This window comes from Halorubrum rutilum (genome assembly GCF_024494565.1).
In genome coordinates, this window is record NZ_JANHDN010000009.1 from 47,000 (window position 1) to 62,780 (window position 15,781).

The 15,781-nt window shown below is 61.1% G+C and carries 10 protein-coding genes and 1 pseudogene; 4 read left to right on the forward strand and 7 right to left on the reverse strand.

What is annotated here, in order from left to right; translation table 11 throughout:
• The first annotated feature begins 69 nt into the window (after positions 1–69).
• The 3 genes from NO900_RS16150 to NO900_RS16160 all read left to right on the forward strand — a co-directional run bounded on the left by NO900_RS16150 (position 70) and on the right by NO900_RS16160 (position 4,444).
• Positions 70–1,332 (forward strand): ABC transporter ATP-binding protein, encoded by a 1,263-nt coding sequence (locus NO900_RS16150; RefSeq protein ID WP_256410053.1) that lies wholly within the window; start codon positions 70–72, stop codon positions 1,330–1,332.
• A complete protein-coding gene (locus NO900_RS16155) occupies positions 1,329–2,645 on the forward strand; it encodes an ABC transporter ATP-binding protein (RefSeq protein WP_321169241.1) in 1,317 nt (438 codons plus the stop codon). Before NO900_RS16150 ends, NO900_RS16155 begins: the two co-directional genes overlap by 4 nt.
• A gap of 212 nt (positions 2,646–2,857) precedes the next feature.
• Positions 2,858–4,444: a hypothetical protein gene (locus NO900_RS16160; RefSeq protein WP_256410054.1), complete on the forward strand. Its 1,587-nt coding sequence runs from the start codon at positions 2,858–2,860 to the stop codon at positions 4,442–4,444.
• A gap of 127 nt (positions 4,445–4,571) precedes the next feature.
• Here the strand turns inward: NO900_RS16160 and NO900_RS16165 are convergent, their stop codons facing one another.
• A complete protein-coding gene (locus tag NO900_RS16165) occupies positions 4,572–6,200 on the reverse strand; it encodes a DUF7827 domain-containing protein (RefSeq protein ID WP_256410055.1) in 1,629 nt (542 codons plus the stop codon).
• 330 nt (positions 6,201–6,530) lie between these two features.
• Between NO900_RS16165 and NO900_RS16170 the strand changes: the two genes are divergently transcribed.
• Positions 6,531–7,844, forward strand: coding sequence for an RNA-guided endonuclease InsQ/TnpB family protein (locus tag NO900_RS16170; RefSeq protein ID WP_256410056.1), 1,314 nt, complete (start codon positions 6,531–6,533; stop codon positions 7,842–7,844).
• A gap of 79 nt (positions 7,845–7,923) precedes the next feature.
• Here NO900_RS16170 and NO900_RS16175 read toward each other — a convergent pair whose 3' ends face one another.
• From NO900_RS16175 to NO900_RS16195, 6 genes and pseudogenes are all read right to left on the reverse strand, one after another.
• Positions 7,924–8,265, reverse strand: a complete 342-nt coding sequence (locus tag NO900_RS16175) for a hypothetical protein (protein WP_256410057.1) — start codon at positions 8,263–8,265, stop codon at positions 7,924–7,926.
• Positions 8,258–8,671 (reverse strand): winged helix-turn-helix domain-containing protein, encoded by a 414-nt coding sequence (locus NO900_RS16180; RefSeq protein ID WP_256410058.1) that lies wholly within the window; start codon positions 8,669–8,671, stop codon positions 8,258–8,260. Before NO900_RS16180 ends, NO900_RS16175 begins: the two co-directional genes overlap by 8 nt.
• A gap of 249 nt (positions 8,672–8,920) precedes the next feature.
• Positions 8,921–11,695: an HVO_2072 family ArtA-dependent S-layer glycoprotein gene (gene csg / locus NO900_RS16185; RefSeq protein ID WP_256410059.1), complete on the reverse strand. Its 2,775-nt coding sequence runs from the start codon at positions 11,693–11,695 to the stop codon at positions 8,921–8,923.
• Between the two features lie 60 nt (positions 11,696–11,755).
• Positions 11,756–11,860 (reverse strand): annotated as a pseudogene (locus NO900_RS17645) (surface glycoprotein); the annotation flags it as partial.
• A gap of 442 nt (positions 11,861–12,302) precedes the next feature.
• Positions 12,303–14,897, reverse strand: coding sequence for a hypothetical protein (locus NO900_RS16190; RefSeq protein WP_256410060.1), 2,595 nt, complete (start codon positions 14,895–14,897; stop codon positions 12,303–12,305).
• A gap of 704 nt (positions 14,898–15,601) precedes the next feature.
• Positions 15,602–15,781: hypothetical protein (locus NO900_RS16195; RefSeq protein WP_256410061.1), on the reverse strand; the 180-nt coding region annotated here is incomplete at its 5' end.

Sequence of the window (15,781 nt, forward strand, 5' to 3'; positions counted from 1 at the left end):
CAGTAGATGGACAGCCGAGTGTCGCAACTTTCCCTACCCCAAGCAGCAGGATCTCGTGCTCACAAAAAGATGAGTGACACTACCCCCCCAGAAAATGTGACCGTGCCCGCTGACGCCGTCCGCGGGGGCGACACTGCGCTGACCGGGACGCTCGGGCCAGACAACGTGCTCTCGGTCGAGGACCTCTCGACCCGCTTCTTCACCGAGGAGGGACAGATCAACGCGGTCGAGTCGGTCTCGTTCGACCTCCGCGACAACGAGATCCTCGGGATCGTCGGCGAGTCGGGCTCCGGGAAGTCGGTGACCGCGCTGTCGCTCATCGACCTCGTCGAGTCGCCGGGACGGGTCACGGAGGGCGAGATCTGGTACCGCAACCCCGACCTCGCCGACGAGTTCCGCGCGGACGACGCGGTCGGCGTCGACGGCGACCACGTCGACCTCCGGACGGTCCCGCCGCGCGTCCGCCGGTCGCTCCGCGGCCCGTCGTTCAGCACCATCTTCCAGGACCCGATGAGCAGCTTCAACCCCTCGATCACGGTCGGCGAGCAGATCGCCGAGGCGGTCGAGGTCCAACGGCGCGCGGACGCGAACCCGCGGTCGACGCGCTCGCGGACGCAGGGGTACGGGCTCGGTCGGTTCCTCCTCGACGGGATCGTCCCCGGCGGCGGCTACACCAGCGACGAGAGCACCGAGCGGGCGATCGAGCTGCTCGAACGGGTCGGGATCCCTATCCCCGCCGAGCGCGTCGACGAATACCCCGGCGAGTTCTCCGGCGGGATGCTCCAGCGCGCGATGATCGCTCAGGCGCTGGCCGGCGAGCCCGACGTGCTGATCGCCGACGAGCCGACGACCGCCCTCGACGTGACGATCCAGGCGCAGATCCTCAACCTCCTGCGCGAGGTCCAGGCGGACCGCGGCATGAGCATCGTTCTCATCACCCACGACCTCGGCGTCATCGCGGAGATGTGCGACCGGGTCTGCGTGATGTACGCGGGCGAGGTCGTGGAGCGCGGGACGCTCGACGCGGTGTTCGACGACGCCGTCCACCCGTACACGGAGGGGCTCTTGGGGTCGATCCCCGACCTGGAGGACCCGCGACCGCGCCTGCAACCGATCGAGGGCAACGTCCCCGGACTGGTCGACGCCGAGATGGACGACCGGTGTTACTTCGCCGACCGCTGTCCGAAGGCGATGGAGTCGTGCCTGGCGAAGCCCGCGGAGCGCGTCGTCGACGCCGACGCCGAACACGGGGCGAAGTGCGTGCTCGCGGACCGCCCCTACGACCCGAGCGAGGCGCTTCCCGAGGACCACTTCGGGGGTGACGGGGAGTGAGCGATCCCCTCCTCGCCGTCGAGGGGCTCCGGAAGCACTACGCGGACGAGGGGTCCCTGCTCGACCGGCTGCTCGGCGCGGAGACGGAGAGCGTGAAGGCCGTCGACGGCGTCTCCTTCGAGGTCGCCGAGGGCGAGACGCTCGGGCTCGTCGGCGAGTCCGGCTGCGGCAAGTCGACCACGGGCGAGACCGTGCTCCGCCTGCGCGAGGCCACCGAGGGCCGCGTCGCCTTCGACGGGCGGGACCTCTCTGAGCTGACCGACGCGGAGCTGACGGAGTTCCGCAAGCGCGCGCAGATCGTCTTCCAGGACCCGTTCTCCAGTCTCGACCCGCGCATGACTGCCGGCGATATCGTCACCGAGGGGCTCCGTATCCACGGGCTCCCGCGGAGCGACCCGAACGTCGAGACGGTCGCCGACGTGACCGTCGAGGGCGACTCCCTCGACCCCGGCGACGTCGCGGTTCGCGTCGACGACGACGTCGATCGCGTCGTCGACGCCGAGGAGGGGATCGCGCGCGTCGCCGTCACCGTCCGCGAGGACGCGGAGGGCGTCGCCGCCGAGGTTGACCGGCGGCGCGACCTGCTCGGGACGACCGTCGAGACGACCGAGGACGGCGTCGTCGCGACGGTCTCCGTCGACGCCTCCGACCGGCGGATCCGCCTGGCTCGCGCCGGGAGCCTGCTCGAACGCGTCGGGCTCTCGGCCGACCAGACCGACCGCTACCCGCACGAGTTCTCCGGCGGCCAGCGCCAACGGATCGGGATCGCGCGGGCGCTCGCGGTCGACCCGGAGTTCATCGTCCTCGACGAGCCCGTCTCGGCGCTCGACGTGTCGGTGCAGGCGCAGATCCTCAACCTGCTCGACGACCTCCAGGCGGAGTTCGGGCTCACCTACCTCTTCATCGCGCACAACCTCGGCGTCGTCCGGCACATCTGCGACCGCGTCGCGGTGATGTACCTCGGCGAGATCGTCGAGGTGGGGCCGGTCGACGAGCTCTTCGCGGACCCGGCGCACCCGTACACGCGGGCGCTGCTGTCGAGCGTCCCGCGGGTGACGACCGAGGAGCGGGACGGCGAGTTCGAGACGCTCCGCGGCGACGTGCCCTCGCCCCGAAACCCGCCCGCGGGCTGTCGGTTCCACACCCGGTGTCCCGAGGCGCGGACGGCCTGTCGCGAGTCGGCGCCGCCGGCGTACGACGTCGGTGAGCGCCGCTCGGCGGCGTGTTTCCGCGCCGACGCGGACCACCCGTACTGGGAGAGCGAGCCGATCGGAGAGAACGCCCGCGACGCGGCCGAAGAGGCGGGCGACTGAGCGGTTCCGCGGGGGATCCCCTTCTCGGCTCGCCCGGCACCCGGTAGCGAGCGCCCTCCGCGTCCCCCGAGCTCTCCTCCCCGCGCTCGGAGCGCGTTCAGCTATCGGGTTCGATAACTGGCGCACTACAGTTAAGCGTCGACGAGGCGACCGGACGCGTGTACAGGCCGAATCGGCGGCGACCGGCGCCCCGATCCGGCGACTCGCCTCACATGATCCCGGACACGACCCCGTCGAACCGCGCGCTCCGTACCGCGCTCTGTCTCGCCCTCTGTCTCTCGCTCGTCGGCGCCGGCGTCGGAACGGGACCCGCGACGGCACAGGCGGCGCCAGCAATTGATGTGATGATTGGTGGTGAGTCATTTACCGACAACAGCGAAATCACTGTCATGACGGATCCAACCGCCAACGTCACCGTCAGCTCGAACGGAACGATCGACTTAATCGAGATTCGCGTTAACGGAGTGATCCGTCACTCGTACCACCCTAACTCTCAGTCGTTTAATCGAAGCATCGCGCTTGATCTTGACCCAAATAAAAATACCGTGGAGGTGATTGCGAGAGGAGCAGAGGTCGCTTCGTCGGAAACGACAGTTATCAAACACACTGCCGCGCCGTGGGTCCGCTACAGCTCGCCGTTCTCTACGAGTGTTGTAGGTGGACCCCCCAACGAGACGAACGTCTCTGGAGGCCAGGTGACGCTCGCCGGCACGCTCCATACAGCATCAGACGTTGAGTGGATCTGGATTGAACGCACACATTTTAAATACGCTTCTAATCAGTCTATCCCAACTGAGCGTAACGTCTACCGGCTCCCGAAACCGGGCGACTCGTTTTCACAGGATCTGTTGCTTGCGAACGGAACAAACAGAATTGTGGCACGGTATGCTGACTCAACCGGTCGGATACGAAAGGACTCGTTCCGATTGATCGTCGACGATGTAACTGACCCGACTATCACGCTTCACGCACCGAACGAGAGCTACACCGATTCAGTACGTGTCCGGGGAACCGTTCGTGACGAAACAAAACTCCACCGGGTGACACTCAGTCGCACCAGCAACGGCGCATCGCAGGTACTGTTAGCCGGCGACGAGCCTGGACCGGAGCCGGAGCGACTCACCTATGACGTTAACACGACGATCGATCTGTACGATACCAACGAGGATAACGAGTTCCGCCTTGTCGCCGAAGATTCCTCTGGCAACGTTGAAAATCAAACATTCAGCGTTGCGTATGATCCAACCCCGCGTGTGACCGTTACGGAGAACGTGACCAATGTGACTGCCAAGACGGTTCACGTTGCCGGCAATGTCTCAGAAGCGCAGATTCGCCGTGTGACACTCGAATCGATCGACACGCGGTCCGGCGAACGGCTCGACATCGCTCGAGTGTACGAGGCAGACGCGCCGCCAGCGACGACCGTTGATCTTAATCATACGCTCACGGCCGTCCCCGGTAAAACCGCCGTCAATCTCATTATTGCGTATGAACACGGACAGTACTCTCGGTCGATCACGCCGGCAGTCAGTACGCCACCCGAGTCGGCCGACGAGGAAGCGACGGACACCTCCGCCGCTGACGGAGCTGGAAGCGACAGGAACGAGGACAGATCCGGATCTGACGACGAATCGAGTGGCAACGCGAGCATGGTGACCGGGGATGGTGATACGCCGGTAACCGGTGACGAGAACCCGTTAGATCGAGCCGGTCCCGTGTTCGTCCCCATCCGAACCCGCGAGGCGCTCGGCGGGGTCGCAGTTGTGGGAGCGACATATCTGCTCGGCCACCGGATTTGACCGGAATCGTCGCGAAACGGGGCCCACTCTCCTTGTGGTGGTGTTCTTTGCATCCGTCCCGAAACAGTACGGACGCGGAGCATCGAAGCAATCTCGGCCGAACCAAGACGACGACCAGAGGAGTCCGTTAATTGTACTCAGTCGGCCCGGCGATGACGGAGCCATCTCGCTGAATCGAGACCTCGATGTCGAAGTCACTCGCAGACCTCGAGAGGTCGAACTCGCAGCCGACAGCGCCGTCAGATTCTACTGTGGCCACGCAGTTGAGCACCTGGCTGATACCGCCGCCCGACTCGTCGGCCTCCACGCGGATGATCACTGACCCCTCCGGCGCGAGGTTGGTGTCCGCGGTCACGGAGAGCTGCTCGTCGTCACCCACAGAGCGGTTGGTAAACTCGGCGGTGGGCTCGACGACAGTGAACGGCTCGCGCAACGAGACGCGCGGCACCGGCTCCGGAGCGGCCTCGCCGACCGTCAGCTCCACGGCGTACTCCTCGGTCGCGAGCGCGTCCGTGTCGATCATCGCGACGAGCCCACCATTGTCTATGTCGTATGCGGTCTCGACCGCCGCGAGCGGCGCGGTCGGCCCCTCGCCGTCCGCCGTCGTCAGACGGAGGTCGACGCCGTACCCAAGTGTCCCCTGTCCCGCGGGCCCGTACAGCACGGTCCCGCGCTCGTGATGGGTCGTTCGCTCGCCGTCGAGCGCGACGCTTACAGCCTGTGGCCCGGTCACCTCGGGGTTCTCCATCGCGTAGGCCAGCCGGAACGTCTGATTGCTCGCGATGGTGACCGACCGGTCGAACGTAATCGTCATGCGACCGTCGGTGCTCGTCCGAGTGTTTTGGATCGCGATCCCCACCGAGCGGTCGATGTAGCCGTCACCCGTCTCATCGATCCCGATTGCCTCGATGTCGCTCCGGGTGAACTGGTGGACGGTCCGCGGCGGGACGGCGTCATCAATGCCGTAGTCGATCGTCACTGACCGCACCGAGACATCCTCGTCAGGTGCCGTCTCAATTGTGTGAACTGTCTGTGCGCTAGGAGCGCTGTTAGCGGGAAACACGAGGTTGTTCGCGGGCGCAGGTGATTCAAGAATTCCGCCGATTCCGCTGACGGCGAACGCCGTCCGCACCTGGTCACTGCGGGCGGCAGAGAGCGGATCGGCTGCGTCCGTCTCGCTCGTCCCGTCATCTGCGCTCGCGTCGCCCGAGCTGCCTGCTGTCGTCTCGGAGTCGCCCGCTTCCGGATTGAGTGAGGCGTCTGGAGCGACGACGGTCGCGTTGCTGCTGCTGGCGGTCGGCTCCTCAACGGCGAGCACGGCCGCGACGCTTGTCTCGGCGGTCGAGACGATCAGGTTGTAGCGCCCGGTGTCGAGGACGGCCCCCTCAGGTGGGTTCGCCTCAGCGAGGAGCCGGGCCTCGTCTGCGTCGCCAGCCGCGGTGAATCGCTCGTCGCCGTCGACACCCTCGCCGTGGAACGTGTTGGCGCGGACCTGGACGGTCCCGTCGCCGTCGCCGTCGTGTACGCGAAGCGTCGCCCGGTATGGCAGACTAGCTGCATTGATCTGGAGGGTTGCTCGGTCGGCGTTGCGCAGCTGCAGATCGATCGTTGCGACGTCACCCTGCGCCACCGTCGTCCGAGCGTCGCCGAAGCCGACGGCGGGCTCGGACTGCGCCGCCGCGGGGGCGGCCAGCGGCGCGGCGATCCCCGCGACACCGACGAGGAGGACCGCCGCGAGGGTGAGACGTGTGTCCATGTATGCCCTGATCTACCGCCGTCGCGGGTAAATACTTTCTGTGACGGGGTTTCGAGAACGGTGGCTACAGACGTTCTACCGTGGTATCGGGGAATCACGCACCACGGCACAACTGGACTAGTCGGAGGTATCGAGCGCGCTCACGGCGAGTTCGCGGTTTGGAACGGCTCATCGTTATAAAATACAAGGAGAATACCCGCGCCTTCAGGCGCGGGATGAATCCGACAACTCTGACACACCCTACTATCGATAGCAAGTTTGGATATTCCACCGTTCTCAGCCAGATCTTTTATTGATGACCTAACTATAACTTGTTATAGGGTGTTTCAGATGCTGGAAGTCCACCGCACCCACCAAGCGAAAATCCTCAACCACGGTCAGGTAGTGGAGTCGCTTGACAGGCACGGGTGGTCAGCCAGCAAGCTCTGGAACGTCGCTAACTACTACTCCCGCGAAGTATGGGATGAAACAGGTGAAATCCCCGATCACGGAGACCTCAAAGACGAGTTGAAGACCCACAACAAATACAAAGGGCTGCACAGTCAGTCCAGTCAGCGCGTTCTGGAGGAACTCGCTGAAGCCTTCAACTCGTGGTACGGCTCCGATGATGACAGAGATAACCCCCCCGGCTACCGCAAAGAAAACTACTACGACCAACAGGGTCGTCGCGTCCACGAAGAACACCCGCGTAGCACGGTGACGTGGAAACAGAAAGGCATCCGTCACGACTCAAAGAACGATCGGGTTCGCCTCTCAAAAGGTCGAAATCACAAGGAGTATCCCCGAGCGAGAGAGTACATCCTCGTTGAGTACGAAACCGCACCCGGCGTCACCGTCGAAAATCTACAACAGGTTCGCGCCGTCTACGACAACTCAAACGGGCAATGGGAACTACACCTCGTCTGCAATGACGAAGTTGAGACTCCTGACGCTCCCGGCACCGAGACGGCAGGTATTGACCTCGGTATCTGTAACTTTGCCACCGTTGCGTACAGTACCGAGGAAGCTGACCTCTACCCCGGCAACCGGCTGAAACAGGACGGCTACTACTTCCCAAAAGAGATTGCCAAGTGCGACGACTCAGGTGGCGAAGAAGCCACCCGTCTACACGCGAAATGGTCGGAGCGGCGCACTCACTTCTTCCACAGTCTCGCCAAACATATCGTTCAACGGTGTGTTGAAAACCAAGTTGGTCGTATCAACGTGGGGGACTTGGGGGGTATCCGAGAGGACGAAGATGGTAGCTCAAAGAACTGGGGTCGGCACGGAAACCTCGACTTGCACGGGTGGGCGTTCGACCGCTTCACGGACCTGCTCGAATACAAGGCGAAAGTGGAAGGCATCAAAGTCGTAGAAGTGTCCGAGCGCGACACGAGCAAGACGTGTTGTATGTGTGGGAGAGAAGACGGTAGTCAGCGTGTTGAGCGTGGTCTATACGTCTGCGAGGAGTGTGATGCGGCGTTCAACGCAGACGTGAACGGGGCGGAGAACATCCGTCTCAACATGAACGAAAGTAACTCCGAGTCTTCGGCCAGTTTGGACGAGGATAGGAGTACCGGCTGGTTGGCACAGCCCGGAGTCTACCTATATGATTTGTCCAGCGGATTCCAACCGCAGGATCAAGTGGTAGACTGCAAATCCTAATATCCCAAACCAGCGGCGCGGTGCCGTGGGATTCCTCCGCCTTCAGGCGGAGGAGGATGTCAACTCCGCGGACCGTCGATCACGGGATGAGCGAAATGAGCGACTTTTTCACCAGTCTCCGTCCCGCCTCCGTGAGCTCACCGCTCGTACTCCCGTTCGCGATCGTTCTCGGAGCGATCGTGTACAGCGCCCACGGCATGAGGTACGAGGCGTCAGCGAACGAAATCCCGTCGAGGTGTTCGTCTTCGAGTTCCGGAGTCGTTTGCTCGTACGCTCCCGCACTCGTTCCGATACACATCACGGTGCAATCGGTAGCGCTGAACGGATGCGTCTCGTGAGCCAAGACGACGACCGGTCGCTGGGGATGCGCACCCGTCGGATCCCGCGCCCAACAGACGGTTCCCGCAGGTAGCTTACTCATCGGACTCGTCGCGCTCCGCTTCCAGCGCGTCGAGTTCCGCGTCGAGTTCGTCGTTGGTACGATCCTCACCGATCCGCTTCTCCGGTTCCTCGGGCGTGACGTCGTCGTCGCGGTGGCGACCGAACAGCCGGTCGACTTGGTCGAGGCTGGCGACGTACCGCCGGACGTCGGACCGGTCGTCGATGGCGTGATAGTAGCCGTCGTCAGTCTTCCCGACGAGGCCCTCGTCGCGGAGGCGCGCGAGCGTGGTCGTGGCGGTCCCGCGAGGGACGTCGAGCTCCTCCGTGACCTCCTGCGGCGAGTACCCCCAATCGGGGTGACGGTAGAGAAACGCCGCGATGTCCGACTTCGTGGTCCCCGGTCGCAGTGGAAGGTCGGCGTCGTGATCGTCGAGGAGTACCGGCATGGTGTAGCCGACTGTAATCGGTTGTACCATATGACTGTTGTGCCCGATCACGGCAACGCCGGAGCGTTCGTCACGGTCATCCGGTCGCCCGAGGAGTGGTGCGTCGGCGAGCGTGGTGTACCAGTCACTACGGCGTCGCGTCGGCGGCGACCGCGAGACGGATCGCTCTCGAAGCGTCGAGACGCGCGAAAAAATGGAACCGCGAACCGCGTGGGCCGAACGGGAGATCCGTTCGGTAGTTAGTCGGCGTTAGTTGTCGCGACGGGTCGCGAGCAGGGCGGCCGCGATGAGGGCGACTAGAGCGACGAGCGCGCCGAAGCCGGGCGTGCTGTCGTCCGTGCCGCCGTCACCGCCATCGTCGGTACCGTTGTCAGCGCCGTCGTCACCGTCAGCGCCGTCGTCGGCACCGTCCTCGCCGTCGTCGGCACCGTCGTCGGCACCGTCCTCGCCGTCGTCGGCACCGTCGTCGGCACCGTCCTCGCCGTCGTCAGCGCCGTCTTCGCCGTCGTCAGTCTGGCGCTCTTCGACGATTTCAACGTTGACACGGTCCGTACTCTCGCCGTCGTCGGCTTCGATAATGTACGTCCCAGTCTCAACGTCAGAGGTGTCCATCGTAACGCTCCACTGACCGTTGCTGCCCCACGTGTCGGTCGAGACCGACTGGATGGAGTTCTCGTCCTGCGTCAGGAGCTCAACGGTGATGGCTGCGTTGTCAGGCTGGCGGTTCGTGTCGCCCTCGACAACAACCGTCTCACCAGTTGCGACCGGGTTGAGACCGCTTGCCTCAGCCGCTTCGGGGTAGACGTTGTTAACCGAGAGCGTCGGGTCGTTAATCCGGAACGTCGTCGAGACGATCAGGTCGTCGCTCCCGGTTTCATCAACCGTGTTCGCGAGGATCTGACTCCGGATCTGGTCACCGGTACTGCTGCCCTGACCGAGACCCTGAATCTCGTTGACGACCTCACTAGCAGTGCCCCAGTCGCCGCCATCGCCGAACTGGCCGTCACGAGACGGCGAGATGACGTGACCGGAGACCGCACCCTGCGAGATGTCGACAAGCGAGATATCTTCTTCTTCGAACGTGTCGTCGTTATCGACGGTGATCTCCTGGGCGTACGTGTCGCCACGCTCACCAACGAACGCAACCACAATCGTATCCTGACCGGTTGCGGTACCGTTCACGTCGATATCTTCGTCAACTTCGTCAGCAATCTGACCGTTGATTGTGGCGAAGTTGGCGCTCAGGTCGCCGCTCTGGGCCGTGATCGTCTCACGGGTGCTCGATGCACTGCTGAAGTCAGAGTTGGACAGCTGGTCGAACTCATCAGCGTCGTCCGGGAGGTCCGCAACGTCGACGGCACCGATGCCGTAGTTCCCCTCGAACGCGAGGATGTTACTGGCACTGCGCAGGTTCACGTCCTCCTCTTCGAAGCTGTCGTCCGAGTCAACCGAGATGAAGTCGTCTTCATCCAGCTCGCCATCGTCGTTGACGTCGAGCAGCTCCCACTCGTTGTTGTCACGAGCGTAGATGGCAACCTCATCGGCGCTTGCGGCCGTCCCGTTGATGTCAGCCTCGGACCCGATGGTGTACGTCCCGGTCGGGCTGTCGAGGACGATTTCGCCCTCCTCAACGTCGAAGCTCACATCGTCAAGCGATTCGAGGCCATCAACGTCCGGCGTCGAGGCGTCGGTCGCCTCGTACACCTCGACCTCAACCGACGAATCGTCAAGCGCGCCCGTGTTGATCGAGCCGACACCGGTCGTGCCGTCGATCTCGACGGTAGCGTACGCGTAGTCGAAGTCGCCGTTATCCGAAACGACGCCCGTATCCTGGACGTCCTCGACGTTCCGGAAGATGTCTTCCGCAGTGTCTTCGTCGATATCGTCACGGAAGTCGTTCGCGTCGATCGTAACCGTGTGGAAGTCGTTGTTCGTGCCGCCGCTCACGGTGTACTCGACGTTGTCACCCTGCGTGACACTGTCTTCCGCCACGTCGATCGAGACGGAGTCCTGGCTGGTCGTCTCGATCGTGTACTCCTGGACGACGTCGTCCTGGTCCAGATCGTCGTTGCCCTCGAAGGTGACGGTGTACTCGCCGGCATCCTCGGTGCTCAAGTCGAGCTCAACGCCAGTGCCACTTTCGGTGAGCACGTCGCTCCCCTGAACCACTTCGCCGGTAATCTCGGAGCCGCTGGGGTCTTCAACAGACACCTCAAGTCCCTCAGCGTCGTCGAAGTTCCACTCAGCGAAGATCTCGAGATCGCCCGAACGCGAGGAGGCAACCTGGTCGATGTCGTCACCGTTGAGACGGACCTCAGAGGTGGTGATCCGCGGCTCGACAACGGTGGTGCTGAAGCCACCGTCACCGGACTCCGGCCCGTTCAGATCGTAGGTACCGGTATCCTCATTCTCCGGGATGGGCATCTGGAGCGGGGTACCCTCACGGTTGCCGGAGGTACCCGACAGCTGGCTGGCCGAGTAGACCTCGTTGGTCGCCGGGTCAATGAAGGTTATTCCTTCCTCACCCTGGTAGACAGTGTTCCCGCTAGTGACGAGGACGTCACCCTCGGAGACACCGTCAATCTCGGCGTCGGTTTCGTCGGCAACGTCGCGGTTCTCGATGGCGCCGTCGCCACCGTCGGAGCCATCAGAGCCGTCCGAGCCGTCGCCGCCGTCACCACTACCATCAGTGGTAGTGAATTCTGTCTCGCCACCCACGCTCGTCTCCGAGTTCGGACCGTTCGTAGCCGTCCCGGAGATCGTGTGCGTGGCGTTCGTCTGGTTCAGGGCGGTGACGGTGTACTCGACCGTGACCGTCGATCCGTCACTCAGTGCACTGGAACTAAGACCAACGGTAGCGCCGGTTCCATCGGCGCCCTGGCCCGTTAGGTCAGTAGGACTGACTGCGGATCCGTCAACCTGAATTGAATCAATCGATGCATCTTGGAAGTCCGGACTGAACGTCTCACTCAGTCCGAAGTTCGCGCTTCCGTTATCAACTGTGACCTGTGTCGTGACAGTCACATCAGCGCCGGGAGCCGGACTCTGGTTACCGATGTCTCGATTGGAATCCGAGACAGCGGCGGAACCAGTGCCCGCAACCGCGAACACTGACATGACCATAAGCACAGACAGCAGGATCGCTCGAATCTGCTTGCTGCGTGTCATATTTAGTAGTGTGTTTATCATACCGAACACGTGGATTCGCTTGCCCACAGTTCGGCACGATACATACTCAAGACGTAATGGGTGAGGTAAATACTTTGTGTGTTATCTTGTTCACGCCATTGTGTTATAGACAAAATAATTGCAAAAAACTGTCTGACAGGCACTGGGGCCTAATTTGGATAGCTGGGGGGTAGCAAGGTTATCTCTTGTGAACCCCGCTGAGGGTATCTCGTCGGGAGTGCAAACAGCAGCTGGGGAGTGGGTGGATACACACGCTGCCACCAACAATTGCATTTTCATGATATGTGAGTGCACACCACACATTTTGATTGACTTCTATACACAAGTTCTGCCGCCGGTTACCTCAAAATGATCACAACAAGCGATGCAGAAACCCATGTCCTGAGATCAAAGGGCGCGTCCATGCCTGCTAAAATCCCGTAGGAGGAGGATTCTCCCGGGCTCACGTGGCAGATGTTAAGACACGGTATCCAACGCCGTATAATAGAATACTCAAAATATAGCTGAAAATTCCGAACCCAAAGCCGTTGACGCGGGTTATCAGTAGTGATATAATCGACGGTACTGACTGTGGGACTGTCGGCGACTGGGAGTCTGTGGGAGGCTGCACCGTGGTGGTTTTTGGCGCGGAATCGACTCCACGCGGACGGGCTGATTGTGTCATCGTTACTGTTGTTGTCTGGGCTGTTGTATTGAGTCTGAACCGCTGGCGGTCGTCAGCGTTGATGGTTTCCGCGACAACAACGTAACGGCCAGCAGACAAGTTGCTCGTGTCTAATGAGACGTTCCAGCGACCAGCCGCCCAGGATGACACCTGTGTGCGCTGTCTGATTTCTGTATTCTGACGGAGTGTGACAAGAAGCGATGTCTCAGACGGCCGGTTGTTTGTACTGCCTCGAATACGAAGCGCTTGACCTGTCTGGCCTTCTGTCGTGACGTTTGTAATAGTGATACGCGGTTGAGAAACCTGAATGCGTTCGGTAACAACTCGGTCATCACTCCCAACATCTGCCCGTGTCTGTGAGAGGATCACATCAGCCGCTTGAGCCGGCGTCATTCCGCCGGTCACACGCTGATTTAGATACGCAGCTACCCCGGTAAGTGTCGTTTCGGTATCGGTATCGGCGCCTGGTAGCTGACCATCACCAACAATCCCGTCACGACCGGTTGAGATTGCATACAACGTCGCCTCTCCCGCTGCTACGTCTCCAACAGTAACCGTGTCAGTGAACGTTGGCCCGTCAGTGCTGATAATTTCGGTTTGGATCGTGCCGCGCGCGCCTACGAGGGCAACGAGAATCTGTTCGGATCCAGTAGCCTGCCCTGCCACGGACAGATCCGTTGTCGTGGTCGCTATCGTCTGGTTTTGCCCAGCTCGGGTGAGGGTAAGATTCCCATTCCGAACCGTGAGACCTGTCGTGTTTACATTCCTATTTAGAAATACCGGTGCCGGGACTCGCGTCGGCAGTGATTCATTTGACGTGGTGCGTTGTACTGCAGCCACAGGTACAACCCCAACTTGATACTGACCGGGCAGAGAGAGGATGTCATTCCCCGGCAGATCGCCAGACGAAATTTTAATTTCGTCGGCGGAAAATGAACTCCCTGAGACGTCGATCTGGGCGTCTCTTTGGCCATTTTCACCGTCAAGATCAATAAGCTCAAAGCCACGCTCTGTGCGAACATACAGTGCCACGGCGTCGACGCCGGCGCTTGCTGTGCCGGCGATCGTTGTCTGAGCGCCCGTGGTGTAGACTTGTGGCTCACGAAGAGAAACAGATGTATCCATGACAGTGAGCGTGGCCGTATCGAAGCCAGTTGGCGTCGGTTGCGGCTCCCGTGAGAGGAAAACGTCGGCAGTATCGGCCAGGAAGCGCGTCCGAATTTCGGTTGCCCCGGCTGCGTCATCCGGATCAATTTGGACGGTCGCATACACCGCGCGAACAGCTTCATCGGGCACAGCACCGTCAGTATACGTTTGCTCGTCTGTAACCAGACCAATCTGTTCGGTATCGCCAACGTTACGGAAAATCTGATAATAGTCGTCTTTCTCAACCTGCGAGCGAATATCAGCTGCTGGAATAGCAGTCGTGTAGGTTGCTCCGCCGCTACCGTTTTGGACGGTAATTCCAGTTGTGGTGCCTCTCGAAGCTGACGCTGATTCGAGTGAGAGAGACGGCTCGCCGTCAGTAATACTGACTGTAGATTGGACTTGCGCGTCGTCGGTCTGGAGATCATCTGATCCAGTTACAGTAATCTGTAGGGCGGATGCCTCAACGGAATCGAGCGCGACATCCCAGCGAACAAACCCCCCGGCAGAGATTGTTCCCGACGTCCCAGTCCCAGCAACAATTGTCGTTTCCTCAAGCTCGATTTCCTGTGAGCCTGAGCTGACCTCCCCGGTTATCTCGTAGGTCTGATCGTTATCTCCCACACCGAGGGTGTACTCAACCGTAACTGTATCCCCGGGAGTAAGATCTTGGTACGCAACAGCCACTCCAGTTTCGTCTGCAGCAGCGACAAGCGGCACAACTGACTCATCGTTGACGGTTAACGACTGGATTTCCGCGGAGCGAACAGCGGGCGAGAATTCCTCACTAATCCCAATCCGTCCAGCTGATCCGACAGTTGCAGTAATCGTTACTGTCGTTGAACCACCTTGCTCCAGGTTAGTGTTGGTGACAGTTCGACTGGCCTCAATCGGTGTTTCTGTCTGAGTCTGCGTCTCGATTGGGGTAGCGTGTAGACCAGCTAACCCTGTCGCTCCATGGTTGCTTTTTGATTGCGTGGAGCCGTGGATTCGGGTAGCGGCTGGTCCTCTCGGCTCGTGAGCGCGATTCGTCGCTGTTTGGACAGCAGCAGGTTCGCCGTTATCAGTTTCCTGTCGGACGCGTGGTCCGTCAATGACCTCATCTGTGATATCAAGCCCTGCTGGCGTTTCGACTGTCAGTTTCAGCTGTTCAGCGTCCTCAAAATTCGACTGTGCAATTACAGGGATCCGGTCGGTTTCAGCAGTGCGGACAAGCCCACCGCTCACGTCAGCACCTCGTCTGTTTTCAATACGGAACCCCGTTATCTGTGGCTGTCGGACCGTGATGTTTGGCGTTGCATTCGTGCCATCAGTCGAGTAGCTGCCAACCGGTGCGTCAGACCGAATTGGCGTCTCGACGAGAGTGCCTGCAGCACTCCCTGTGGTACGAAGCAGCCGGTCGCTAAGATTGCCCCTAAATGAGATATCGGCTTCGCCTTGGTACACAGTCGCACCGCTGTATACGTACCCTGATCCATTAGCCCGATCAAACGATCCGGACGGACCAGCCCGTCGGGTAGGTCCGATCGGCTGAATCGTGTATCCAGTCAGCACAGTCGCGTTTCCAGCGGCCGGCGAACCATCCGGCGGTACCATCCGGAGTTGTTTTTGTGTCACGTTTGAACGGGCCGGATGTGACAATCGAAGGTCAAATCGTACAGCCTCAATCGGCTGTTCAGTACGCAACCGGAGGATTACTTGTCCCGTCGCGGTTGTCTCAACCGCAAATTGTGGGGAGACGTTCGCTTCGGTTCTGACCGCAGAAACTGTTACGTCAGCTGTCCGGTAGGGGGTCGGCAAGAGAACGCCAGTCCTGTTCGGAAGGGGGCTCTCAGAATCAATTGTTATTTGATGCGCGATGGTTGTGGCTGCTGGCGGCGTCTGAGGCGTTATCTGACCCGTGACCGTTGGCAGCGCCGTACTGTCCTGTGTCACGATGGTGGTTTGATTCCCACCTTGATCGGTGGTGGTTTGATTCCCACCTTGATCGGTGGTGGTTTGATTCCCACCTTGATCGGTGGTGGTTTGATTCCCACCTTGATCGGTGGTGGTTTGATTCCCACCTTGATCGGTGGTGGTTTGATTCCCACCTTGATCGGTGGTGGTTTGAT